Annotated in this window: 23 protein-coding genes; 17 read left to right on the top strand and 6 right to left on the bottom strand. The window is 36.3% G+C overall.

The window, feature by feature from the left end; translation table 11 throughout:
• On the top strand, positions 1-978 hold the full coding sequence (locus tag CRO54_RS09690) for a PorP/SprF family type IX secretion system membrane protein (RefSeq protein WP_097132324.1): 978 nt from the start codon (positions 1-3) through the stop codon (positions 976-978).
• Positions 979-990: 12 nt separating this feature from the next.
• Positions 991-2964 (top strand): OmpA family protein, encoded by a 1974-nt coding sequence (locus CRO54_RS09685; RefSeq protein WP_097131418.1) that lies wholly within the window; start codon positions 991-993, stop codon positions 2962-2964.
• A gap of 124 nt (positions 2965-3088) precedes the next feature.
• On the opposite strand, the gene bcp is transcribed toward CRO54_RS09685, so the two are convergent.
• The 4 genes from bcp to CRO54_RS09665 all read right to left on the bottom strand — a co-directional run bounded on the left by bcp (position 3089) and on the right by CRO54_RS09665 (position 6527).
• A complete protein-coding gene (gene bcp / locus CRO54_RS09680; protein WP_097131416.1) occupies positions 3089-3550 on the bottom strand; it encodes a thioredoxin-dependent thiol peroxidase in 462 nt (153 codons plus the stop codon).
• Between the two features lie 79 nt (positions 3551-3629).
• Positions 3630-5357, bottom strand: a complete 1728-nt coding sequence (locus CRO54_RS09675) for a M23 family metallopeptidase (protein ID WP_097131413.1) — start codon at positions 5355-5357, stop codon at positions 3630-3632.
• Positions 5358-5363: 6 nt separating this feature from the next.
• A complete protein-coding gene (locus CRO54_RS09670) occupies positions 5364-5975 on the bottom strand; it encodes a fumarylacetoacetate hydrolase family protein (RefSeq protein ID WP_097131411.1) in 612 nt (203 codons plus the stop codon).
• Between the two features lie 96 nt (positions 5976-6071).
• A complete protein-coding gene (locus CRO54_RS09665; RefSeq protein WP_240775072.1) occupies positions 6072-6527 on the bottom strand; it encodes a T9SS type A sorting domain-containing protein in 456 nt (151 codons plus the stop codon).
• 251 nt (positions 6528-6778) lie between these two features.
• On the opposite strand from CRO54_RS09665, the gene CRO54_RS09660 reads away from it, so the two are divergent.
• Positions 6779-8749: a KUP/HAK/KT family potassium transporter gene (locus tag CRO54_RS09660; protein WP_097131409.1), complete on the top strand. Its 1971-nt coding sequence runs from the start codon at positions 6779-6781 to the stop codon at positions 8747-8749.
• 233 nt (positions 8750-8982) lie between these two features.
• Here the strand turns inward: CRO54_RS09660 and CRO54_RS09655 are convergent, their stop codons facing one another.
• Positions 8983-9840: a UbiA-like polyprenyltransferase gene (locus CRO54_RS09655; RefSeq protein ID WP_097131407.1), complete on the bottom strand. Its 858-nt coding sequence runs from the start codon at positions 9838-9840 to the stop codon at positions 8983-8985.
• A gap of 33 nt (positions 9841-9873) precedes the next feature.
• Entirely contained in the window at positions 9874-10521 is a 648-nt protein-coding gene (yihA, locus tag CRO54_RS09650; protein ID WP_097131405.1) for a ribosome biogenesis GTP-binding protein YihA/YsxC, read from the bottom strand.
• Positions 10522-10640: 119 nt separating this feature from the next.
• Between yihA and ubiE the strand changes: the two genes are divergently transcribed.
• The 14 genes from ubiE to CRO54_RS09580 all read left to right on the top strand — a co-directional run bounded on the left by ubiE (position 10641) and on the right by CRO54_RS09580 (position 22768).
• Positions 10641-11369 carry a bifunctional demethylmenaquinone methyltransferase/2-methoxy-6-polyprenyl-1,4-benzoquinol methylase UbiE gene (gene ubiE, locus CRO54_RS09645; protein ID WP_097131403.1) on the top strand — a complete coding sequence of 243 codons (729 nt, stop codon included), beginning with the start codon at positions 10641-10643 and terminating at the stop codon, positions 11367-11369.
• A complete protein-coding gene (porT, locus tag CRO54_RS09640; RefSeq protein WP_097131401.1) occupies positions 11366-12127 on the top strand; it encodes a type IX secretion/gliding motility protein PorT/SprT in 762 nt (253 codons plus the stop codon). The genes ubiE and porT overlap by 4 nt, the downstream gene beginning before the upstream one ends.
• A gap of 49 nt (positions 12128-12176) precedes the next feature.
• Positions 12177-12935: an SDR family NAD(P)-dependent oxidoreductase gene (locus CRO54_RS09635; RefSeq protein ID WP_097131399.1), complete on the top strand. Its 759-nt coding sequence runs from the start codon at positions 12177-12179 to the stop codon at positions 12933-12935.
• An 83-nt stretch (positions 12936-13018) separates the two neighbouring features.
• Positions 13019-13465, top strand: a complete 447-nt coding sequence (locus tag CRO54_RS09630; RefSeq protein ID WP_097131396.1) for a GatB/YqeY domain-containing protein — start codon at positions 13019-13021, stop codon at positions 13463-13465.
• A 198-nt stretch (positions 13466-13663) separates the two neighbouring features.
• Positions 13664-14428 carry an alpha/beta fold hydrolase gene (locus CRO54_RS09625; RefSeq protein ID WP_097131394.1) on the top strand — a complete coding sequence of 255 codons (765 nt, stop codon included), beginning with the start codon at positions 13664-13666 and terminating at the stop codon, positions 14426-14428.
• A 4-nt stretch (positions 14429-14432) separates the two neighbouring features.
• Positions 14433-15095, top strand: coding sequence for a CBS domain-containing protein (locus tag CRO54_RS09620; protein WP_097131392.1), 663 nt, complete (start codon positions 14433-14435; stop codon positions 15093-15095).
• A 7-nt stretch (positions 15096-15102) separates the two neighbouring features.
• On the top strand, positions 15103-15984 hold the full coding sequence (locus CRO54_RS09615) for an NAD kinase (RefSeq protein ID WP_097131390.1): 882 nt from the start codon (positions 15103-15105) through the stop codon (positions 15982-15984).
• Position 15985: 1 nt separating this feature from the next.
• Positions 15986-16786 carry a type IX secretion system protein PorG gene (porG, locus tag CRO54_RS09610; RefSeq protein ID WP_097131387.1) on the top strand — a complete coding sequence of 267 codons (801 nt, stop codon included), beginning with the start codon at positions 15986-15988 and terminating at the stop codon, positions 16784-16786.
• 25 nt (positions 16787-16811) lie between these two features.
• Entirely contained in the window at positions 16812-17552 is a 741-nt protein-coding gene (locus tag CRO54_RS09605; protein ID WP_097131385.1) for an isoprenyl transferase, read from the top strand.
• 63 nt (positions 17553-17615) lie between these two features.
• A complete protein-coding gene (bamA, locus tag CRO54_RS09600; RefSeq protein WP_097131383.1) occupies positions 17616-20159 on the top strand; it encodes an outer membrane protein assembly factor BamA in 2544 nt (847 codons plus the stop codon).
• Between the two features lie 47 nt (positions 20160-20206).
• Positions 20207-20737: an OmpH/Skp family outer membrane protein gene (locus CRO54_RS09595; RefSeq protein WP_097131381.1), complete on the top strand. Its 531-nt coding sequence runs from the start codon at positions 20207-20209 to the stop codon at positions 20735-20737.
• Positions 20738-20837: 100 nt separating this feature from the next.
• On the top strand, positions 20838-21425 hold the full coding sequence (locus tag CRO54_RS09590) for an OmpH/Skp family outer membrane protein (RefSeq protein WP_097131380.1): 588 nt from the start codon (positions 20838-20840) through the stop codon (positions 21423-21425).
• Between the two features lie 54 nt (positions 21426-21479).
• Complete coding sequence (gene murI, locus CRO54_RS09585) at positions 21480-22310, top strand: glutamate racemase (protein WP_097131378.1); 831 nt, start codon at positions 21480-21482, stop codon at positions 22308-22310.
• Between the two features lie 2 nt (positions 22311-22312).
• On the top strand, positions 22313-22768 hold the full coding sequence (locus CRO54_RS09580; RefSeq protein ID WP_097131376.1) for a hypothetical protein: 456 nt from the start codon (positions 22313-22315) through the stop codon (positions 22766-22768).
• The last annotated feature ends 135 nt before the right edge of the window (positions 22769-22903 follow it).

Genomic DNA, 22903 nt, shown 5'->3' with positions numbered 1-22903 from the left:
ATGAAGAAAATTCTACTCCAGCTTTTGATTGTTGTTAGTCCTCTTTTGGCAAAATCGCAAAATGAAATCACCTATAGCCAATATATGTTCAATAATTTGTTGGTTAATCCCGCTTATGCTGGTTATAAGGAAGATATCAATGTAAATTTATTAAGCCGAAACCAATGGGTGGGTATAAAAGGTGCGCCAACTACTCAATCTTTGTTGGTTGATGGGGCCTTTTTTCGGAATAAGAACGTAGGCTTAGGTTTAACGGTTTTAAATGATAGAATAAATATACAGGGGCAAACTTCAATAATGGCCAATTATGCTTATCGTTTGCCAGTTGGTGAAGAAGGTAGGTTAAGTTTCGGTATTGGCGTAGGTGCCGTGCAGTTCTCTATTAATAGTGATAAAGCAGTAATCGCAGACCCTTCGGATATCAACTTTGTGGGAAATTACAGCTACATCTCTCCCGATGCCAAATTGGGTATTCATTATAGTGATAATGTTTTTTACGCCGGTTTGTCAGCAAATAATCTTCTTACAACTACGTTGAATAAAAATAATCAGCGTGCTTCTTTCGTAATTTTACCTCCTGTCCACATGTTCTTAACAGTTGGTGCATTAATAAATGTTAATGAAAGTGTGAAAATGAAACCTTCTTTAATGTTGCGTGATGACCCCCAAAACATGGGTAATTTCGATATAAACGCATCTTTTTTGTTTAAAGATGTACTTTGGTTAGGAGGGTCTTATAGGATGGGTGTGGATATGTGGAAAAAAACTAACAATTTAAATCCAACTTTTCAACAAAATTCGCTTGTTGGATTAGTTGAGGTTTTTGTTGCAAAACAGTTTAGAATTGGATATGCTTACGACTACAGTTTGTCGGATTTAAATTCATATTCGTCCGGAAGCCATGAGATATCATTGGGCTACACATTCGGGAATAAAAACTACAGAAACAATACTTTAACTACTCCGCGGTATTTCTAACGCAGAGTTTTTATGGCATTTAAAAAGTTTTTCAGAGTTTTAGCACTTTTCCTAATCATTTATCTGGTACCATCAGTACTCTTCTCTGACGACATCAAAGAAGCAGATAAACTCTACAAACAGCTGGATTATAAATACGCCTTGGAGATTTATGAGAAAATCATGAAGGACAACCCAAGCAAGGAAGTAGCCCAAAAAATTGCTCACTGCTATAGATTTATCAACAATACGGAAGCTGCAGAGGCTTGGTACAAAAAAACTTTAACTTACCCAGAGGCAAATCCAGATAATTATAAGTTTTTGGCTGATGCTTTAAAGCAAAATGGAAAATTTGATGAAGCTGGCACTAATTATAAGATTTGGGGAGAGAAAAATACAGCCTATGCAAGTGAAGCTACTAAACAAGCTAATATTTGTATGGTTGCCAAAACTTGGACGGAAAATCCTGATGTTGGTGCTTTAGTTCAAAACGAGATTGGCTTAAATTCGGAAAACTCTGACTTTAGTCCTGTTAAGTTTGGTAGCGATATGTTGCTCATTTCTGATAGATGGCAAAAAGATAAAAAGGGAGAGGAAACCTATGGCTGGACTGGTAATCCCTACCTTAAAATATACAGCGCAAATTCTTCTAAACAAGTTAGTATTCTAAAAGGAAGTATTAATAAAGGTTTTCATAGTGGTCCGGTAGCGATTTATCCAAGTTTGGATACACTTATTTTTACTAGAGCGGTTTTGCCTAATAAAAAAGCAAAAGTTGGCGAAGTTGGTAAGCAGTACTTGTTAATGGCCGTTAAAAAAGACGGCGAGTGGATTGCCAAAGATAAGCTTCCTTTTAATTCTGAAGGACAGTTTTCTGTTCAACATCCAGCGCTTTCTCCTGATGGAAAAGTATTGTACTTCGCATCTGATATGCCAGGAGGCTTAGGAGGCATGGATTTGTATTTCAGTGAGAAGCTGCCAAATGGAAGTTGGACACAGCCGCAAAACTGTGGTAGTCAGATTAACACTTCCCAAGATGATGTTTTTCCTTCTGTAAGGGCCGATGGCAAATTTTATTTCGCTTCTAAAGGACATATTGGAATGGGTGGTTTAGATATTTTCTCTTCCGTAGGTGAAAAAAATAAATTTGCTGAAGTAGAAAACTTAAGGGCTCCTTTAAATTCTCCAAAGGATGATTTTGGAGTGATGTTTAATGTTGATAACAAAACCGGCTATCTTTCTAGTAATAGAGGTGGCGGTGTAGGGTTGGATGATATTTACAGCTTCAAAACAGGAATTAAGGCCGATCCAAAACCTCAAGAACAATTATTTGTGGTTAACGGATTGGTTTTAGAAAAAGGAACCAACTTGCCGATATCAGGTTTGGAGGTTTTGCTAATCAATAAAAATACTGGTGCCGAAACCAAGGTGCTTTCTGATAAGGATGGTAAGTTCAGCTTTAATTTAGAGAAAGAAACAGATTACACTGTGAAGGGAAATCCTTTACAATATTTTACTAGCCAATCTGGCGAAATATCTACCAAAGGTTCAAGCCAATCTACCATCTATGATATTAAGTTTGATTTGGAACGCTCTAAGGATGTATTTACTGTAAAGCTGAACAACATTTTCTATGATTTCAATAAATGGAACATTAGAAAAGATGCGTATGGTGATTTAAATAAGGTTAATGCTTTTATGGCTAATATGAGCAATGTGCGCATGGAATTGGTTGCGCATACCGATGCTAGAGGAACTGCCGATTACAATCAACAGCTTTCTGAAAAAAGAGCGAATAGTGCACTAGATTATTTAGTGAAACAAGGTGTGTCTCCAGATAGATTGGAAGCAATTGGAAAAGGGGAAAGCGAATTGTTGAATCAATGTAGTGATGGAGTGAAATGTACCGAGGCACAACATCAGTTGAATAGACGTACCGAGTTTAAGATTGTGAAAGTAACTCCGGTAATGGCGATGACTAAAGTTCAGAAAAAACAACTAAATTAATAACACACAATAATGATCTAAATCCTTCCTGATGAATTCGGGGAGGATTTTTGTTTTTAGAGATAGTAAAACTTACGAAGTCTTGAAGGCTTCGTAAGTTTCTTGATTTGAGTTAGAAAATGTGTTATTTAAGTAGCTCTAGTACCTGTGCGGTAGAGTTTTTAGTGTCTACTTTTTTGATGATATGGGCAATGTTACCTTCTTCATCTATCACAAATGTAGTTCTGTTGGTGCCCATGTATTTTTTGCCGTACATGTTTTTTTCTCCCCATACGCCGTAAGCTTCTACAATTTGTTGATCAGTATCTGCTAACAACGTAAAAGGTAGGCTATGCTTAGCTATAAACTTTTGGTGCGATTTTTCATCGTCTACGCTAACACCTAGCACTTCAATCCCTTGAGCTTTTAACCCTTGATAATTATCTCTGAAATCGCAAGCTTCTGCTGTACATCCTGGTGTGTTATCTTTTGGATAAAAAAACAAAACCACTTTTTTGCCAAGAAATTGGTCTAAAGTAACGATGTTTCCATCTTGGTCTTTTGCTGAAAATGCGGGTGCTTTGCTGCCTTCTTGTAATGTGCTCATTTTGGTTAACTGTTTAAAAAGTATAATCGGTTAACTGTACAAATCGACTAACTCGTTTTACGATTAATCGATTAAACAATTATCTATAAAATTCTATTGCGTATCTTTTGGTATTATCTTTCATATCGACAACAAGTAACTCGAAAGTATGTTTACCTTTTGCAGTTCTTTCATCGAAATTATGCCATAAGCTAGCAGTTTTAGTGTCGAATTCCATCAATACCCATTTGCCATCAATATAGCCGTTAAAGCTCTTAATACCCGACAAACCATCGCTAATTCTAAAACTCATTTTACTAACACCCGCCATGTTTTTGCCATTGGCGATATTTACAGGAACAATATTTGGCGCAACTGTATCTATCGCAATAAAAAAGCTACCGAAGTTACGTGGTTTTGTTTTTACCCAGCCGTTATCAAAACTTCCACCTTGTGATGAACGGTTGCTGTTCACTATTAAAGCTTTGTTTTGATGTTTAATGACAGTACTATCAGCCTTTATCCAAAGTTCAAAGCCGGTATGTAAAGGCGTAAAATTATTATGGATGTGGTGAATTTCTGAAAATGCGTTCTGCTGAGGTTTAGCAGTTTTCTTGTAAAGGAAATTAAAGTCGTTGTATAAAGTTCCCTTCGGTAAAATTACTTTTACAGCCTCAGTACTAAACTCATTTTGTTTATTGTAGGCAAAGCTAGTTCCTACAGGTGGCTCAGGCGTATTAATCACTGCTTTTGCATCGGCAAACACATTAAAGGCTAAGGTGCTTTTGTTTCCTCTAGCATCGCTAATGGTGTATTTAACGGTGTGGGTTTTTCCATCGTTGAACGTAATTCGGCCACTATTAACAAGGTTGAAATAGATTTGTAAAGGATTGCCTGGGTCTACAAAGCTTTTTTGGATGCTTTGCTTGGTGCGCAGGTAGGTTGGGTAATCGATGTGAGAATTAATGGCTTTGCTATTATCGAAAGTAAATCTTTCCAATGCGGAAGTGTAAACGGTATTGCCATCCACGGCTAATTCAATAGAGTAAGCACCATTATTGCCCGAAGCACCGTTATGTCTGTCGTTTACCACAATTCCAAAACCAACCTCGCCACTTAAATTTATCGTGTTCACTTGGTTGAGTTTGTAGCTTCCTTTTCCACCTGCCACTTGAAAATATTGCTTGGGAGTAAATTCGTTGAAAGGTTTTCCGTTCAATCGGTAAACATACATGGCGGCAATGTTAGGAGGGATGTTGTCGGGAATGCTGATGCCTAACAATTGCGGATTGATGGTCGCTTCAGTTTTGCTATCGCGAATTTCGAAGTGCAAATGCGGACCACCAGAACTTCCCGTATTACCAGTATAGGCAATTACTTCTCCCTTTCTCACTGGAATAAGATCAGCAGATGGAAATTCATCAATCTCATACGAAGTTTTCTTGTACTGAATATTTTTTACAATCTGCGCTATCTTAGGATTGAACCTCGATAAATGTCCGTAAACTGTAGTGTAACCGTTGAGATGGTTGATGTATAATGCTAATCCGAAGCCACTATTTTGCACTCTTAAACGAGAAATGAATCCATCAGCAGGTGCGTAAACAGGGTAGCCTATACGCTGATTGGTTCTAAAATCTATGCCCGAATGGAAGTGGTTTGCTCTTAACTCACCAAAAGAACCCGCCAAAGCAGGAGGTTCAATATCTAGCGGTGAGCGGAAATCCGTTAGTGGATAACTATGGTTGCTATAAGTTTGTTGCGCTGTTAGAGGATTTGAAAAGAAAAGTAAAAGTACGAGTGAAATGTAGGTAATGTAATTGCGCATCAAATTTTATTTTATTTCGAAATTAAGTAGTTGTTTATCTTCTAGCCAAGCTTCTAATCTATCGCCAGCATTTACCTTGCCAACGCCTTCTGGAGTACCCGTAAAAATTAAATCGCCTTTTTTTAAAGTAATGTACTGCGATACAAAGGAGATTATCTTTTCAAACGAAAATAGCAGATTGGCAGTATGACCATTTTGCTTGCTTTCCCCATTTTTCTTTAACTCAAACTTGATATCATACATGTCTTTGTAATCGCTTTTTGGTAAGAAATTGCTAATTACGGCCGAGTTGTCAAATGCTTTTGCCAATTCCCAAGGCAAGCCTTTTTCTTTGTGCTCTGCTTGGATGTCTCTTGCAGTAAAATCAACTCCTAAGCCAATTTCTTCGTAATAGTTAGAAGCAAATTTCTCTGCAATATGTTTGCCTTCTTTACAAATTTTAAGCACAACTTCTAATTCGTAGTGTACATCATTAGAAAAATCAGGGATGTAGAAAGGTTTGTTGTCTTTTAAAACAGCGGTATCTGGCTTTAAAAATATGATAGGTTTTGTAGGTATCGCATTATTTAATTCTGCGGCGTGTGCAGCGTAGTTTCTGCCAATTGCAATGATTTTCATGAAGCAAAAATAAGGTTTATTTTGATTAACTGTTGATGGGTTAATCGGTTAATTGATTAGATAACGCTGAAACAATTAAACAGTTTTACGACTAAGCTAGAGTACAGATATTTTCCTGATTACAGGTTCTCCACCAGCTACAATGCGCAGGAAATAGATACCGGCATTGAGTTTCGCGGGTACGCTATAGGTTTTAGTATGTTCGCCAAGTTGTATTCGCTCGTTGGCAAGTGTTACCACTTCATTTCCAAGTAAATCCGTGATTTTAATAGAAAGGCTAGTTTCTTTTTCTAAGCGGAGATTAATATTGATTTGCTCGACAACTGGATTTGGATAGATTTTAAGCACCGTTAAAGTTCTCTCGTTTTTTTCTTTAGCGGCAGGTTTGGTATGTGTATCCGAGGTCGAATAGATATTATAACTTGGCTTGTAAGATTGAACACTACCTTTGATTACAGGAATTCTGCTAATGGCTTTAGCTTTCGGCCTAGCAGAAAATTTAGTAGTATCAGCTTTTTGTGCGAAAACTGAAATGCATATTAGCGACAACATAACCGTAAGGCATGCTACATTGCTGCGGAGCGCTATCTTTATGCTGTTTATTCTCATCTAAATGTTCCACAAAAATATAAATAATTAAACAATAAAATCAAACAAAAAGCGATGCGCCCATATTATTTAACAATATTTAACAGCGTAGAAATTAAAAGCGTAATTGATACACTATCAAATAAAAACAGCTTTTAATTAGAAATAGATTTTTATCATGAATATTTATGTAGTTTTGCTTAAAATTTTTTTACGTGTCGAGTCATAAAAATGTTAATGCCCTTACTGCCGGAGGGTTGTTAGTAACGCTAGGTATTGTGTTTGGTGATATAGGTACATCACCGCTTTATACATTAAAAGCTATTTTTAAAATTGCTTTAGGAGAACACAAAGGGTCAACACCACAAACAATAGACGAAGCGCTGGTTTTAGGTGCGCTTTCGTGTATCATCTGGACCCTAACTCTACAAACTACCATCAAATATGTAATTGTAACCCTTAGGGCTGATAATAAAGGCGAAGGAGGAATTTTTTCTCTTTATTCTTTAGTGCGTAAAAAGGCAAAATGGCTGGTTATTCCCGCAATTATTGGGGGAGCAGCACTACTCGCCGATGGAATGATTACACCAAGTATTACCGTTACATCTGCTATAGAAGGTCTACAGTTAAAGTTTCCTACGCTAGAAGTGTTCCCGATTGTAATTACGATTATTGCGGTGCTTTTTATCATTCAGCAATTTGGTACTAACCTCGTAGGTAAATTATTTGGTCCAATTATGTTGCTGTGGTTTATTGCTTTGGGTGCAATGGGCTTTATGAATATCATTCACAGCCCGTTTATATTAAAAGCTTTAAATCCTTACTACGCTATAAATCTGCTGGCCACTAATTCTGAAGCCTTTTTGATTTTAGGTGGCGTATTTCTGTGTACTACAGGAGCTGAAGCACTTTATTCTGATTTAGGACACTGCGGTAAAAGAAACATCCGTGTGAGCTGGATTTTCGTAAAAACTATGCTTATCCTTAATTACTTAGGTCAAGGTGCGTGGATTCTTACACACGTAGATAAAGATCTAAGAGCGATTAATCCTTTCTTCGAATTGGTGCCAAGTAATATGGTGCTGTATTTAGTTGGTTTGGCTACGATGGCAGCTGTTGTTGCTTCACAAGCGATGATTTCGGGAGCTTTTACGCTTATTTCGGAAGCAGTGAGGTTAAATCTTTGGCCAAAAGTACGTATTAACTATCCAAGCGTTCAGAAAGGACAGTTGTATGTGCCGTCAATTAACTGGATTCTTTGTATAGGCTGTATCATCATCGTCCTGATATTTAAAAAGTCGGATAATATGGAGGGTGCCTACGGATTGGCAATTAACCTTACCTTTTTAATGACCACAATCTTGATCATCGTGTTCATGCTGCGCAAGAAATTCCCAACTTATTTGGTTGTCATTTTTGGAGTGGTTTATGGCGTTATCGAGTTATTCTTTTTGGCAGGTAATATGTATAAATTCACACATGGTGGATGGTTTGCATTGCTAATTAGCATGGCGCTGCTAAGTGTAATGTGGACTTGGTATGCTTCTCGTAAAATCAAAAATAGGTTTGTTAAATACGTAGAGATAGAAGATTATTACGATATCATCAAAGAGTTAAGTGGAGATATATCGGTACCTAAATTTTCTTCGCAATTGGTTTATTTAACAAGTGCAAATTTTAAAACGGAAATTGAATCTAAGATTATCTATTCCATCATTCAAAAGGAGCCTAAACGTGCCGATGTATATTGGTTGGTTCACGTAGATGTAATGGATGAGCCTTATACGATGGATTATAAAGTAGAGTTCTTGATTCCAGGGAAATTGATTAGAATTGACTTTAAGCTAGGTTTTAGGATCGAACAACGTATCAATCTACTTTATAGAAAAGTTGTAGAAGAGTTAGTGAAAAACGGAGAGGTAGATATTACCAGCCAATATACTTCGCTAAATAAGCATAAAATTACTGGAGATTTCAGGTTTGTGTTGTTAGAGAAACATTTGAGTAAATTCACTAATTTGAGTTTCTATGAGCAAACTATTATGGATTATTACTTTATACTTAAACGTTTGAGCTTATCTGAAGTGACCAGTTTCGGTTTAGATTCTAGCTATGTTGATGTAGAAAAGGTGCCTCTGATTTTTGTAAGTCCAGATGATATTGAACTGAACAGGTTACCGGTATAAAAGTAGTCAGAGGTCAGTAGTCAGCGATCAGTTAGGGGCTAGGGATTAGGAGTTAGGAATTAGTTTGCATGTTAAAAGTTAGTCAATGATCTTCTTGAAATCTGCGGTTTAAATCTGCGGAATCAGCGGGAAGAACTTGAAACCTTTTGTTACACTCACTGGCCTAATGAAGTACAGGCTTTGCACCTAATATATCAGCCATCAACCATTAACAACTAACCATTAAAAAAGAACTATCTGCTCCTCAAATAAGCATCAACCAAAAAGCAAATAGCAAAAACTACCGAAGCATAGCCATTGGTAGTTGCAAAAGCTCTATCTACTTTACTGATATCATTTGGCTTTACTAATCGATGTTGATAAATCAGCATGGCACAGAAAAATATTACACCGCCATAATAAGGCCAGCCAAAATCCATAAAATAAATTGGCGTAATCACGCAGGCTGCTGAAAGAATATGTAGAAATGAGGATAAGCGTAAAGCATTTTTCCTACCTAAAGCAGAGGGAATAGAGTGTAGCTTTTCTGAACGGTCAAACTCTTCATCCTGTAACGCATAAATGATGTCGAAACCACTTACCCAAAACAGAACGGCGAACGAATAAAGCACAGGAACAATGTTGAATTGTCCCGTTACGGCAATATAAGCGCCTATAGGGGCAAGTCCCAGTCCAAGCCCTAAAACTAAATGGCAAAGTGCCGTAAAACGTTTAGTGTAGCTGTAAAAAAGTACTACAAAAATCGCAATAGGCGAGAGGTAAAAACAAAGCGAATTAATAAAGAAAGTAGTTGCAATAAACAATGCACAGTTAACAATCACGAAAGTTAAAGCTTCATTAGCTGAAATTTTACCCGACGGAATATCTCTCGTTACAGTTCTCGGATTTTTAGCATCGATGTCTCTATCTAAATACCTGTTAAAAGCCATCGCTGCGTTACGAGCAAATACCATACAAAGCACTACCGCCAAAAGTAAATACCAGTTAAAAGGATTTGTAGTAGTTGTTACACCTAAGAAAAATCCGATAAAGGCAAAAGGCATTGCAAATATAGAGTGCGCAAATAAAACGAGCGAAAAATACTTTTTCATTTGATATAGAGGGTGTGAACTTTAAACAGATCGTTACTTTTCTGGGTTGCTTGCAGCGTAAAATTTAGGGTCGATAACAGGTTTCAAAAAATCTGCATTTACTTCTTGGATAAACTGTAAAACATCTTCCTTTCCTTGTGCGTTTTCTGCCGAAGTAACAAAAAACGAAGGTAATTCCTCAAACCAGCCTAATAAAGTTTTGTTAAACTTAGCTACATTTTGGTCTGTTTTAGGCCCCGATTGTTTATCAGCCTTCGTATAAATCAGTGCGAATGGGATTTGACATTCTCCCAACCATGAGCAAAATTCTAAATCAATTTTTTGAGGTTCTAATCTGCTGTCAATCAAAACAAATACACACTGTAAGTTTTCTCTCTTAGTGATGTAGGCTCTAATGAACTTTTCCCATTTTTCCCTGCTGCTTTTCGATACTCGAGCGTATCCATAACCAGGTAAATCCACGATGTACCATTTTTCGTTAATTAAAAAGTGATTAATCAACTGGGTTTTTCCTGGCTTTTGCGAAGTTTTGGCTAGTCCCTGTTGGTTGACTAACATGTTGATTAGCGAAGACTTGCCTACATTAGAACGCCCAATGAAAGCATATTCTGGCATGTCGGGTAGTGGCAAAGCCGATACTTTGGTATTGCTAACTACGAAGGTTGCAGATTTAATAATCATGTTGCAAAGATAAGGTTAATTGTGAGAATCGTTTAATCGATTAAACGATTGGCAAATACAATTAACCAGTTTTTACAGTTAACCTATTAACCAAAATAACGCTATCTTTGCATCAAATTATGAATCCACAAATCACTCCGTATTCTGGCACCGAAACTAAAAAAGAGCAGGTGGCAAGCATGTTCAATAATATTTCGGGCACTTACGATTTCCTTAATCACTTTTTATCCTTAGGTATCGATATCATTTGGCGTAAAAAGGCAATTAAGGAACTTTTGTCTTCTCGTCCGCAAAAAATATTGGATGTTGCTACAGGAACTGGAGATTTTGCATTCGAATCCATTAAAATATTAAATCCCGAACAGATTATAGGGGTCGATATTTCTGAAGGGATGTTAGAAGTTGCCAAGAAAAAAATTGCGGAGCGAAATTTAGGTCATGTATTTTCGGTAGAAAAAGGAGACTCAGAAGGTTTGCATTTCGAAGACAATACTTTTGATGCCATTACCGTAGCTTTCGGTGTGCGTAATTACGAAAACCTAGAAAAAGGCTTGACGGATATGTTTAGGGTGCTTAAGCCTGGTGGTAAAGTGGTGATTTTGGAGTTTTCTAAACCTCGTGTGTTTCCAATAAAGCAATTATACCATTTCTACTTTAGATATGCAACGCCATTTTTTGGAGGCTTGTTTTCTAAGGATAAAAAAGCTTATGCGTATTTAGAAGAATCTGTGCAAGCATTCCCAGATGGTAAAAATTTCACAGCACTGATGGAAAAAGTTGGCTATCAAAATACCAAACACCGTTCTTTAACGTTTGGAATTAGTGCCATCTACACCGGTATTAAATGAAAAAAAAGCTACTGATCCTCTTATTTTCTGTAATTTTCTTACATGCCAAAGCTCAAAACTGGGGTGGTGGTATTGATCAGGAGAATTTTAATTGGGGGTTTGGTTTTCAATACATTGCGTCAGAATATAAGATCATTAGGACAGCTAATTGGCAAGAACCAGTTCCAGATCCTAATCCTAATGGAGGACCAGCATCACCACGGTTAAATTCTATTTCGTCTCCACTTTCTGCTGGCTTTGGAATAGGTTTCGTACTGAATTACAAGCTTAATAAAAACCTCGACCTAAGAAGTACACCCTCTATCATATTTAACGACAGGCTTGTAAACTATGAGTATGACTTAACTGGTTATAATAGCAATTTTGTGGGCAATTTTCCTGATGGTAAAAAGCAACAAAAGGTTTCTCCTGTGATGGTGGATTTGCCATTGAGTATAAAGTTAAAATCAGAGCGTAGAAAAGATTTTAGGGCTTATGTGCTGTTAGGCGCAAAATATTCTACTGATTTGGGAGGGAATAAAAAGCCAAAGGATGAAGGTGCAATAGCGATTGAACGTTTGTTGAAAAGCAAAAAAAGTTACGCCTCTTATGAAGCTGGTTTAGGTTTTGATCTTTACTTCGAATATTTTAAAATGTCTCCGGAAATAAAAGTAAGCCACTCTTTTGGTAACGTGATTAGAAGAGAAGGACATCCTTACGACACCCCAATCGATAAAGCTATTTTACGAAATTTTACTTTCAGTTTGTTTTTCGAGTAATTCGCTTTTAAGAAAAAGCATAACTTTGTGCCAAACGCAAGAACAACAAATGGCCAAAATCGCATTAATTACAGGAGCAACTTCAGGTATTGGAGCCGCTTGTGCTGCTACTTTTGCAGCTCAGGGTTACGATTTAATTTTAATAGCTAGAAGAGAAAATCTATTAATTTCTCAAGCAGAAGAACTTACTTCAAAGTATAACGTACAGGTGAAGAAAATTCAGGCCGATGTAAGAGATAAAGAGAACATCAACTATGTTTTAGACATTCTACCCGCCGAGTGGAAAAAAGTAGATGTTTTGGTGAATAATGCAGGTTTGAGCCAAGGCTTAGATCCCATAGATAAGGGAGATACTGACGATTGGGATAGAATGATTGATACCAACGTTAAAGGCTTGCTTTATGTTACCAAAGTTGTTTCTAGCTGGATGGTAGAGCGAAAGCAAGGACATATCATTAATATCGGCTCAATTGCTGGTAAGGAAGTTTACCCTAATGGAAATGTTTATTGTGCTACCAAACATGCCGTAGATGCTTTAAATAAAGGTATGCGTGTAGACCTTCTGCCACACGGTATTAAGGTTACAGCAATTAATCCAGGTATGGTAGAAACGGAATTTTCGCTGGTTCGTTTTAAAGGCGATGAAAATAGAGCCAAGAAAGTTTATGACGGTTTAGAACCATTGATGGCGCAAGATATTGCGGATGCGATTTGGTACGCAGCTAGTAGGCCAGCTCATGTAAACATCAACGACATGTTAATCATGCCTACTGCACAAGCTACTGGAACCATTGTAAAAAGAGATTAACTACACAGTTACGTGTTACAAGTTGTGAGTTTCCAGTTTGGATGCATAGCCCGTAACACGCAACTTGATAACCCATAACAATCATGATATCAACAACAATAGATCAAGAAATTAAACAAGCCATGTTGGCTAAAGACCAAGTTAAATTAAGAGGATTGAGAGCGATAAAAGCTGCAATTTTATTAGCAAAAACAGAAAAAGGTCAGGGAGAGGAGCTTAACGAAGATGCTGAAATAAAAATTTTACAAAAGCTAGTTAAGCAACGTAAAGAATCGGCTGATATTTACGAAAGTCAAGGTAGGGAAGATTTGCGCCAGGTAGAACAAGAAGAAATTGACGTGATTGCTCAGTTTTTGCCAAAACAATTGGAAAGGGCAGAAATTGAAGCTATTATCGAAAAGATTATTGGTGAAACTGGTGCTAGCTCTGTTAAAGAAATGGGTAAAGTAATGGGTTTGGCTAACAAAGAATTAGCAGGTAAGGCCGAAGGGAAGTTAATTGGTGAGATTGTAAAAAGTAAGTTGGGATAATCATTTCTTTACTGGCATATCAAAGAGTCTTTATAAAAAATGTGATTTAATTTCATATTAATTGCATTTACTCTATTAACTTAGTGGCATATACCAAACCGCCATGATTAGCAGATCAAGGTAAAACAATTAATCATGGTAGCTTCACCACCATTGAAAACAAATTTAAAAAGGTGAAAAACATACATAATAATATTTATGAATTACGAAGTAATTGAACAGGAGGGGTTTAAGTTTATAGAGGCTGGCGAAGGAGAACCTATAGTTTTACTTCACGGGTTAATGGGAGAATTAAGTAACTGGGAATATGCTTTAAATGAGTTTAAAGGTAAATATCGAGTTATAGTTCCCATTTTGCCTATTTATGATCTTCCTATACTAACATTAGGTGTTAAAAGCCTCTCTAAATACTTGCATCGTTTTCTAAAGTTTAAAAAGCTTAACCAAGTAGTGCTAGTTGGCAATTCGTTAGGAGGGCATGTTGGTTTGGTGTTTACTGTTGCGCATCAAGAATTTGTAAAAGCTTTGGTGCTTACCGGAAGTTCTGGTTTGTATGAAAATGCTTTTGGAGGTTCTTTCCCTAAAAGAGAGAGTTATGACTTTATTAAAGAAAAAGTTGAATTTACCTTTTTTGATCCCGCAACAGCTACCAAAGAACTGGTTGATGAAGTATTTGCAACAGTTAACGACCGTTCAAAGGTGATTCGTATTTTAGCTTTAGCAAAATCAGCAATTAGACATAACATGGCTAAGGAACTGAAAAAAATCACCATTCCAGTATCCTTAATTTGGGGCAGACAAGATAAAATTACACCTCCAGATGTGGCTAAAGAATTCCATGAATTATTGCCAAATTCGGAATTAAATTGGGTGGATAACTGTGGTCACGCACCAATGATGGAGCAGCCAGAAGTATTTAATAACTATCTAGATAAGTTTTTGGACAGAATTTTGCTTAAGTAAAATAATGACAGCAGTAGAACTCATATCGAACACCATACCACCTTTGCGTACTTCCGACACAGTTCGTAAGGCGCTAGACCGTATGAATGAGTTTAAGCTGTACCATTTACCTATTGTAAACGAAACACAATATTTGGGGCTTGTTTCTGAAGAAGAACTAATGGAAGCTAGAGATTTGGAAATCGCCATTGGTGCTTTGCCGCTAGCCCTCCTTAATTCATTTACTTTTGAAAATGCTCATATTTATGAAGTAATTCGCTTGTTCAGTCAATTGCAGTTATCGGTAGTACCGGTTCTAGATCAACAAAAAAACTATCTGGGACTTATTTCTATTAATAATTTGCTGAATTTTACTGTTGATCTTTACTCTGTAAACGAACCTGGAGGTATTATTGTACTTTCCATTAGCAACAGAAACAATTCGCTGGCGCACATGTCGCAAATTGTAGAGGCAGATAATGCGCAAATACTTTCTTCTTATATTAACTCGTTTCAAGATTCTACGAAATTAGAAGTAACCTTAAAAATTAATAAAACTGAGCTTTCTGGTATTGTAGCTTCTTTTGAACGTTACGACTATGAAGTGAAAGCTGTATTCAATAACAGCAGTCAGGATGACAGTTCTATGGATAGATTTAATTCTTTCATGAACTATTTAAACGTATAATTCCCCAATGAAAATAGCCCTTTACGGTAGAGATTTTAATGATAGCGTACTGCCTTTTGTTCAAGAAGTGTTTGATGCCTTGGCTGCAAACCAGATAGAGGTTACAGTTTATCAAAAGTTTTTCGAGTTTGTAAAGGATAAATTAAACCTTCCATCACCAATTGCCACTTTTTCTGGGCATGCTGAGCTGTTAAACAATGCAGATATCCTATTAAGCTTAGGTGGCGACGGTACTTTGTTAGATACACTTGCATTGGTAAGGGATTCTCAAATTCCCGTAATTGGGATAAATTTTGGTCGTTTAGGCTTTCTTGCAAGTATTAACAAGGCGGAAATAAATGATGCGATAAAAGCACTTGTAAATGGAGAGTATTCTATTGATAAGCGTAGTTTATTGAGTTTAGAATCTAAAGCTGGATTGTTCGGAGATGAAAACTTTGCACTAAACGATATCACGATACACAGAAGAGATGATTCTGCGATGATGATCATTTATGCTTATATGAATGGCGAATTCGTAAACTCTTACTGGGCAGACGGATTAATTATCGCTACACCAACGGGTTCTACTGCCTATTCTTTAAGTTGCGGTGGGCCAATTATTTTACCAAGTGCGCAAAATTTTGTGATTACCCCCGTAGCTCCACATAACTTAAATGTAAGGCCTATTATTGTACCCGATGATGTAGAACTTACTTTTGAAGTAGAAGCACGCAGTACTAAATTCTTACTCACTTGCGATTCTAGAACCGAAACTGTGGATCGTAGTGTGAAAATCAGCATCAATAAAGCAAAATTTAATATAAATCTTATCCGCCTTAACAATGAAACGTTTCTAACTACGTTAAGGAATAAATTGCTTTGGGGTATTGATACCCGTAATTATTAGGATGTTTTATAAAAGAACGCTGTTAGCCATTGTTTTAAGTTCATTTTTTGCTGGTACGTCTAGCGCTCAGGTATGGGAGCTAGGTGCACAGGTAGGAGGTGCAGGCTACATGGGCGATTTAAATCCTACAAATCCGTTAAAGATTAGCGGACTTTCTTTTGGAGGTTTTGTGAAAGCTAATTTCGACCCGAATTGGGCGTTATCTTTTAATTACAATAACGGTACTATTAAGGCAGATGATGCCAACTCCTCTAATGAACAGTTCAGACAGCGAAATTTGAGCTTTAGCAATAAATTGCATGAGTTGAGTTTGCTGGTAGATTTTAACTTTTTCGACTATTTTTCGGGAGGTGGATCCTCTAGATTTTCTCCATACCTGTATACAGGAATAGGTGCTGTGTTTTTTAATCCTAAAACAAAATATCAGGGAAAGGAATATGAATTATCGTATTATCAAACTGAAGGCGAGAGTTATAAGAAAACTGCACTAAGTATTCCTTATGGTTTTGGCTTGAAGTATAATTTTAAGTCTAACTGGACTTTAATGAGTAGTATCGGCTATAGAAATGCCTATACTAAATACCTGGACGACGTACACGGAAGTTACATCGACCCTGCAAAATTCTCTACAGAACCATCTGTGCGTTCAATGCAAGAGATATTAAGTGATAGATCTAACGAAGTATTAGGTTACAACATTGGTGGTAAAGGAGTTCAAAGAGGAGATTTTAGAAAAAGAGATACTTATATGTTTGTAGGTATTGGCATAACTTATACCTTTGTGAGCCAAAAGTGTTTTTAACACTTGAAGGCCTCAAAAACAGTACATGGATTTTAAAGATCAAATAGATATTAATCGCTTACCAGAGCATATTGCCATTATCATGGACGGTAATGGGCGTTGGGCAAAAAATCAAGGGAAGTTCAGGGTTTTTGGCCACGAGAGTGGTGTGCTTTCTGTAAAGGATATTGTAGAGGGCTGTGTAGAGATTGGTATAAAATATCTTACTGTTTATGCCTTTTCTACCGAAAACTGGAACCGACCGATAGAAGAAGTGAATGCTTTAATGGAATTGTTGATTTCTACCATTAACCAAGAAGCAGAAACCCTTAATAAAAATAACATCAAGCTAAATGCCATAGGTGATTTAAAATCGCTTCCGCAAAAATGTATTGATGATTTAGCCAATGCAATGGATAAGACTAAGGCAAATACGAAATGTACCTTGACCTTAGCATTGAGCTACAGTGCAAAATGGGAGCTTGTAGAGGCTGCAAAAAAATTGGCAACACAAGTACAGGAAGGAAAAATCAATATTGAAGAAATTGATGAACAGCTGTTTGCCGCTCAGTTAACAACTGTAAACATACCCGACCCAGAGTTGATGATACGCACCAGTGGTGAACACCGTATCAGCAATTATCTTTTATGGCAAATGGCCTACACAGAATTGTATTTTACCGAAACACTATGGCCAGATTTCAGGAGAGAGCATCTTTACGAGGCAATAGTAGATTATCAAAAACGCGAACGTCGCTTTGGAAAAATTAGTGAGCAATTGAACTAATTTTTCTTTTAACAAAATTTAACATGAGTTTAAATTAACTTAGCAACGTTTTTTAGATTGTAAATGAGAAGAATATACCAACTAGTATTTCTGCTTTTGATAGGTTTTCCGTCACTAGCTCAAATTCGTAACCAACAAACACAAGCTACTCCTTCCTTAAAAGTAAATGGCCTAAATTTAGACTATTTCACACCAAGAGAATATATTATTGGAGGTACTACCTTAACTGGCGCAAAATATCTTGATAAAGATGTAATTGTTGTGCTTTCTAAGCTAACTACAGGCGAGTCTATTATGCTGCCTGGAGAAGGTACAGCCAACGCTATTAAAAACTTATGGGCGCAAGGCTTATTTGACGACATCAAGTTAAATGTTTCTAGAATAAATGGTGATACTGTTTATTTTGATATTGAAGTTGTAGAGCTTCCTCGTTTAAGCGGTTTTGAATTTACTGGTATCAGTAAGTCGCAAAAAACCGATATACAGGAAAAGCTGGGAGATAAAGCAGGGAAATCTATCATTAACGATAACTTGTATAACACCACAAGATCTACCATTACAAAATATCTTTATGAAAAGGGATTTTTCTATACTAAGGTAGATTATGTTTCTAAACCAGATCCTAACCAAGAAAATAGTGTAATTCTTCAGGTTAATGTAGATAAGGGCAGAAGGGTTAAAGTTCAGAGAATCGAATTTGAAGGAAACAAAGAATTTAAATCTTCGAAACTTAGAAAGTATTTGAAAAAAACTAAGCAAAGAGCTTTTTATAAGGTTTTTGGTAGCGGTAAATTCAATAAAGAAAAATACGAAGAAGACAAATTAGCTTTTGTGGCTAAGTTGCATGAAAAAGGTTATCGTGATGCTTCCATCATCAGCGATAGCGTTTATAAAAACAACGATAAAACAGTTGGTATAAAAATCAACATGTATGAAGGACCGAAATATTATTTTGGAAAGATTACATGGGTTGGTAATGCAAAATACAATACTGAATTTTTAGAAAAGGTTTTCGGTATCGAAAAGGGAGAAGTATTTAGCGAAGAAAAACTAGAGAAAAAACTTAGAGGTAGCGCCAATGGTGACGATGTTTCTAGTATTTACTTGAACGATGGTTACCTTACTTTTAACGTAGATCCAGTACAAACTAAGATTTACAATGATACTGTAGACGTAGAAATGCGTATCTACGAAGGTCCGAAATACACCATCAATAAAGTGAGCGTTTTAGGAAATACCATTACAAATGATAGAGTTGTATTGAGGGAAATCCGTACAAAACCGGGAGATTACTTCTCTAAGGAATTATTGATCAGAAGTGTACGTGAAATTGGTCAGCTAGGTAATTTTGACGAATCTAAAACGAATCCAGTTCCTAAACCAAACCCGTCAGATGGTACAGTAGATATCGTATACCACGTAGAAGAAAAGCCTTCAGATCAAATTGAATTATCAGGTGGTTTTGGTGGTGGCCGTGTAATCGGTACGTTAGGTTTAACTTTTAACAACTTCTCATTAAAGAATTTATTTAAAGGCGAAGCTTACAGACCATTGCCAAAAGGTGATGGGCAAAGGTTAAGTTTACGTGGACAAACAAACGGTAAATTTTACCAATCATACAGTTTCTCATTTTCTGAACCTTGGTTTGGCGGTAAGAAACCAGTAAGTTTTGGTGTAAGCGCATTTACTTCGTTGCAATCTAATGGTTTAGCAAAAAGCAATGCTAATTACTATGGTATTCGTTTAAATGGTGTTTCGTTTAGCTTAGGTAGAAAATTAAAATGGCCAGATAACTGGTTCTCTTTGGTACACTCTATCAACTTAAACCAATACGTTTTAAATAACTATCCTGGTTATTTGTTTAGCACTGGTGAATCTTACAACTTAAACATCACCCAAGAAATTTCTAGAGATTCGAGAAATCATAACATTTTCCCAACAGGTGGAGCTTACTTAAGATTTACAGTACAAGCAACACCTCCATACTCATTGTTTAACAACATTAACTATAACACCGCATCTGATAAGCAACGTTATAAATTTACAGAATACCATAAGTGGAAATTTGAAGCGCAATGGTTTGAAACTGTAGTTGGTAAATTGGTTTTCAAAGGACAAGCACAATTCGGTTTCTTAGGCTCGTATAACAGTGCCGTTGGTCAATCCGCATTTGAGCGTTTCAAATTAGGTGGTGATGGTATGCAAGGTTTCGATTTCTTACAAGGTTCAGAAATCATCGCTATGCGTGGTTATTCAAATAACTCAGTAATTCCTGTAGGTGCTAACCCTAATATTGCACAAAGTTCTGGTAGCCCTATATTTACAAAATATGTGATGGAGTTAAGATATCCGGTAATTAATTCGCAGCAAGCTACTGCCTTTATGACAGTTTTTGGTGAGGCAGGTAACACATGGGATAAGTTCCGCGACTTTAATCCTTTTAACGTTAGAAGGTCTGTGGGTGTTGGTGCAAAGATATTTTTACCGATATTTGGATTACTTGGCATAGATTATGGTTATGGATTTGATAACATTCCAGGTGTGCCTGATGCAAACAAAGGACAATTCCACTTTAGTATTGCACAACAAATGGGAGGTTTTAACTAATAACACACAATTAAAAGCTTAATTAAAGCGTTAAGAAACCGTTTGATATGAAAAAAATATTTTTAGCTAGCTTTTTACTTCTAATGGCATTAGGAGCATCAGCACAGAAAATGGCCTATGTGGATACAGAATATATTTTGAAACACATTCCAGATTATAAATCATCGTTAACTCAGGTAGAAGGTTTATCTAAGCAATACCAAAAAGAAGTTGATGATGTTTTTAAAGATGTAGAGGCAATGTACAAGGCTTATCAGGCAGATCAAGTATTACTAACTGATGATATGCGTAGACGTAGAGAGAATGACATTATCGAGAAGGAGAAAAAAGCGAAAGAATTGCAGCGCCAAAAATTCGGTCCAGAGGGAGATTTATTTCAAACACGTACCAAATTATTAAAGCCAATTCAAGAAAAAGTTTCTTCAACCATTGCAGAAGTTGCAAAAAACAAATACATTGACTTCGTATTTGATAAAAGCAGCGAAAGTACAATGATGATTTATGCTAGCGCTACCTATGATATTAGCAACGACATCATTATAAAGCTAGGTTTTAAGCCAGGTACTCTAGTAAAATAACACACAGAATAGAAAACAAACATTAGGAATATTAAAAAATGAAAACATCCTAGATTTATCTAGATAGCTTCATTACCATTAAAACAAATTATAAACATAAATGAAAAAGTTAATTAAAGGATTATTTGTAGCTGCAGGATTACTTTTAACTACTCACGTTGTGAGTGCACAACAAAAATTTGGTCATTTAAATTCTGACGAAATTTTCGCATCTCTACCAGAAGCTAAAACTGTTTCTGCTACTATTGAAAACTTAGCAAAGGCAAAACAAGCTGAGATTGATAAAATGATTACTGAGTACCAAAACAAATTAAAAGCAGCTCAAGATAAAGAGAGAACACTTAGCGAAGCGAATAAAGAGCAAGTTCTAAAAGAATTACAAACTGCTCAAACTGAGTTGACAGATTTGCAAAAAAGAATTGAAGATGCTCGTAACAAAGCTAGAACAGACGTTGAAACTAAACAAGGTGAACTTTTCCCTCCGTTGCAACAAAAAGTAGCAACTGCAATCAATGCTATTTCAAAAGATAAAGGTTTGTCTTACGTTTTTGATACAGCTGCTTCACAAGGTTTTAACAATTTGGTTTATTTTGATGGTGGCGAAGATATTACTGCTGCAGTAAAAACTAAATTAGGTATTTCGGCAACTGCTGCTAAACCAGCTGCAACTCCTGCTAAAAAACCATAATTTTAAATTATAGAAATTTATTAGCGGAATTAGAAAAACTAATTCCGCTTTTTTATGCTCATGAATTCTCCAAAAAATGCAATAGGTATCTTTGATTCTGGCTTTGGCGGTTTAACCGTTTTTAAAGCCATAGCAGAAAAATTGCCCAATTACAATTATATCTATTTAGGCGATAATGCTCGTTCGCCTTATGGTGATCATTCTTTTGCAACTGTTTATCAATATACGTTAGAATGTGTAGAGTGGCTTTTTAAACAAGGTTGTTCGCTGGTAATTTTGGCTTGTAATACAGCTTCTGCAAAGGCATTACGTAATATCCAGCAATTAGATTTACCAAATAAGTATCCCAATCATAGGGTTTTGGGCGTAATTAGACCTACGGCCGAAATTATTGGAGAAATGAGTAGTAATAAATCTATTGGCGTACTAGGTACCAGAGGAACAGTTAAATCTGAATCTTATTTGATAGAGATCAACAAGTTTTTTCCGGATGTGAAAGTTTATCAACAAAGTTGCCCAATGTGGGTGCCGTTAATAGAAAATGGAGAACACGAAAGTGATGGTGCTGATTATTTTGTAAAGGAATATCTTGATGCACTGTTACAACAATCTGGAGAGATTGATACCATCTTACTGGCATGTACGCATTATCCTTTGTTAGTTCCGAAAATTGAAAAATATCTTCATCCAGGCGTAGAGCTCGTTACGCAAGGCGACATTGTTGCGACGAGTTTGGCTGATTATTTGGATAGACACCAGGAGATAGAAAACATACTTTCGAAAGATGGACTTCAGGCATTTTTTACTTCTGGAGATACTGACGCCTTTGATGCTCACGCATCTGTGTTTTTAGGTACAGCTCTAGCATCTAAACCTATGAAATAGAAATGGTAAATGCGGCGATACTCTTTGATAAAGAAAATCAGCGGCACGAGATAGAACTTATAAAAAGTTGGCAGCTAAACTGTCATGTAGCTTATATTGGTTTTGATATTAAAGCTAATGAACAAAAAATTGAGTTCTCACTAATTGAAGAAACTACACTTTTTGTAATCTTGATTGGAGAAAGTACAAGATTTTTAAGCAATAGCTTTAATGATACTGTGAAGTCAATTATCGAATCTACAAAAGCAATATTGTGCCTAAATTTAAATGGTTTTGTTGCGCTCGATGAAATCCACTGCCCTAGGTTGTTGTGGGATTGCGGAGCTATACACATGCCTTTGGCCGGAAAGGAAGATTTTATCTATTTAATTAATACAGTTAAATCTGATGCAAGAGTTGAGCAAAGAACAGGTTCATTTCATATCAGAAAACATCCACGTCCATATGATATGGATTGATTTTACTGTCGATGTTTGTCGTTAGAGTGTTAAAATTACATTCCGGTAAGTGCTAAAAAGCTAATTAACAGCACATTTATAGAAAAGTAAGATTTTTACAATAAAACTTACATTTTGTGTTAGGTTGTGGTCAAT

Source organism: Pedobacter xixiisoli (genome assembly GCF_900215335.1).
Classification (GTDB): domain Bacteria; phylum Bacteroidota; class Bacteroidia; order Sphingobacteriales; family Sphingobacteriaceae; genus Pedobacter; species Pedobacter xixiisoli.
Note: the sequence above shows the minus strand (reverse complement) of the source record. Positions and strands in the feature narration are given on the sequence as shown.

Coding starts and splice junctions, on each gene's coding strand:
- CRO54_RS09635 (WP_097131399.1), top strand. CDS start 12,177: ATGGCCAAAATCGCATTAATTACAGGAGCAACTTCAGGTATTGGAGCC.
- bamA (WP_097131383.1), top strand. CDS start 17,616: ATGAGAAGAATATACCAACTAGTATTTCTGCTTTTGATAGGTTTTCCG.
- porG (WP_097131387.1), top strand. CDS start 15,986: ATGTTTTATAAAAGAACGCTGTTAGCCATTGTTTTAAGTTCATTTTTT.
- CRO54_RS09675 (WP_097131413.1), bottom strand. CDS start 5,357: ATGCGCAATTACATTACCTACATTTCACTCGTACTTTTACTTTTCTTT.
- yihA (WP_097131405.1), bottom strand. CDS start 10,521: ATGATTATTAAATCTGCAACCTTCGTAGTTAGCAATACCAAAGTATCG.
- CRO54_RS09670 (WP_097131411.1), bottom strand. CDS start 5,975: ATGAAAATCATTGCAATTGGCAGAAACTACGCTGCACACGCCGCAGAA.
- CRO54_RS09595 (WP_097131381.1), top strand. CDS start 20,207: ATGAAAAAAATATTTTTAGCTAGCTTTTTACTTCTAATGGCATTAGGA.
- CRO54_RS09625 (WP_097131394.1), top strand. CDS start 13,664: ATGAATTACGAAGTAATTGAACAGGAGGGGTTTAAGTTTATAGAGGCT.
- CRO54_RS09615 (WP_097131390.1), top strand. CDS start 15,103: ATGAAAATAGCCCTTTACGGTAGAGATTTTAATGATAGCGTACTGCCT.
- bcp (WP_097131416.1), bottom strand. CDS start 3,550: ATGAGCACATTACAAGAAGGCAGCAAAGCACCCGCATTTTCAGCAAAA.
- CRO54_RS09605 (WP_097131385.1), top strand. CDS start 16,812: ATGGATTTTAAAGATCAAATAGATATTAATCGCTTACCAGAGCATATT.
- CRO54_RS09665 (WP_240775072.1), bottom strand. CDS start 6,527: ATGTTGTCGCTAATATGCATTTCAGTTTTCGCACAAAAAGCTGATACT.
- CRO54_RS09685 (WP_097131418.1), top strand. CDS start 991: ATGGCATTTAAAAAGTTTTTCAGAGTTTTAGCACTTTTCCTAATCATT.
- CRO54_RS09590 (WP_097131380.1), top strand. CDS start 20,838: ATGAAAAAGTTAATTAAAGGATTATTTGTAGCTGCAGGATTACTTTTA.
- murI (WP_097131378.1), top strand. CDS start 21,480: ATGCTCATGAATTCTCCAAAAAATGCAATAGGTATCTTTGATTCTGGC.
- CRO54_RS09655 (WP_097131407.1), bottom strand. CDS start 9,840: ATGAAAAAGTATTTTTCGCTCGTTTTATTTGCGCACTCTATATTTGCA.
- CRO54_RS09620 (WP_097131392.1), top strand. CDS start 14,433: ATGACAGCAGTAGAACTCATATCGAACACCATACCACCTTTGCGTACT.
- porT (WP_097131401.1), top strand. CDS start 11,366: ATGAAAAAAAAGCTACTGATCCTCTTATTTTCTGTAATTTTCTTACAT.
- CRO54_RS09690 (WP_097132324.1), top strand. CDS start 1: ATGAAGAAAATTCTACTCCAGCTTTTGATTGTTGTTAGTCCTCTTTTG.
- CRO54_RS09580 (WP_097131376.1), top strand. CDS start 22,313: ATGGTAAATGCGGCGATACTCTTTGATAAAGAAAATCAGCGGCACGAG.
- CRO54_RS09630 (WP_097131396.1), top strand. CDS start 13,019: ATGATATCAACAACAATAGATCAAGAAATTAAACAAGCCATGTTGGCT.
- ubiE (WP_097131403.1), top strand. CDS start 10,641: ATGAATCCACAAATCACTCCGTATTCTGGCACCGAAACTAAAAAAGAG.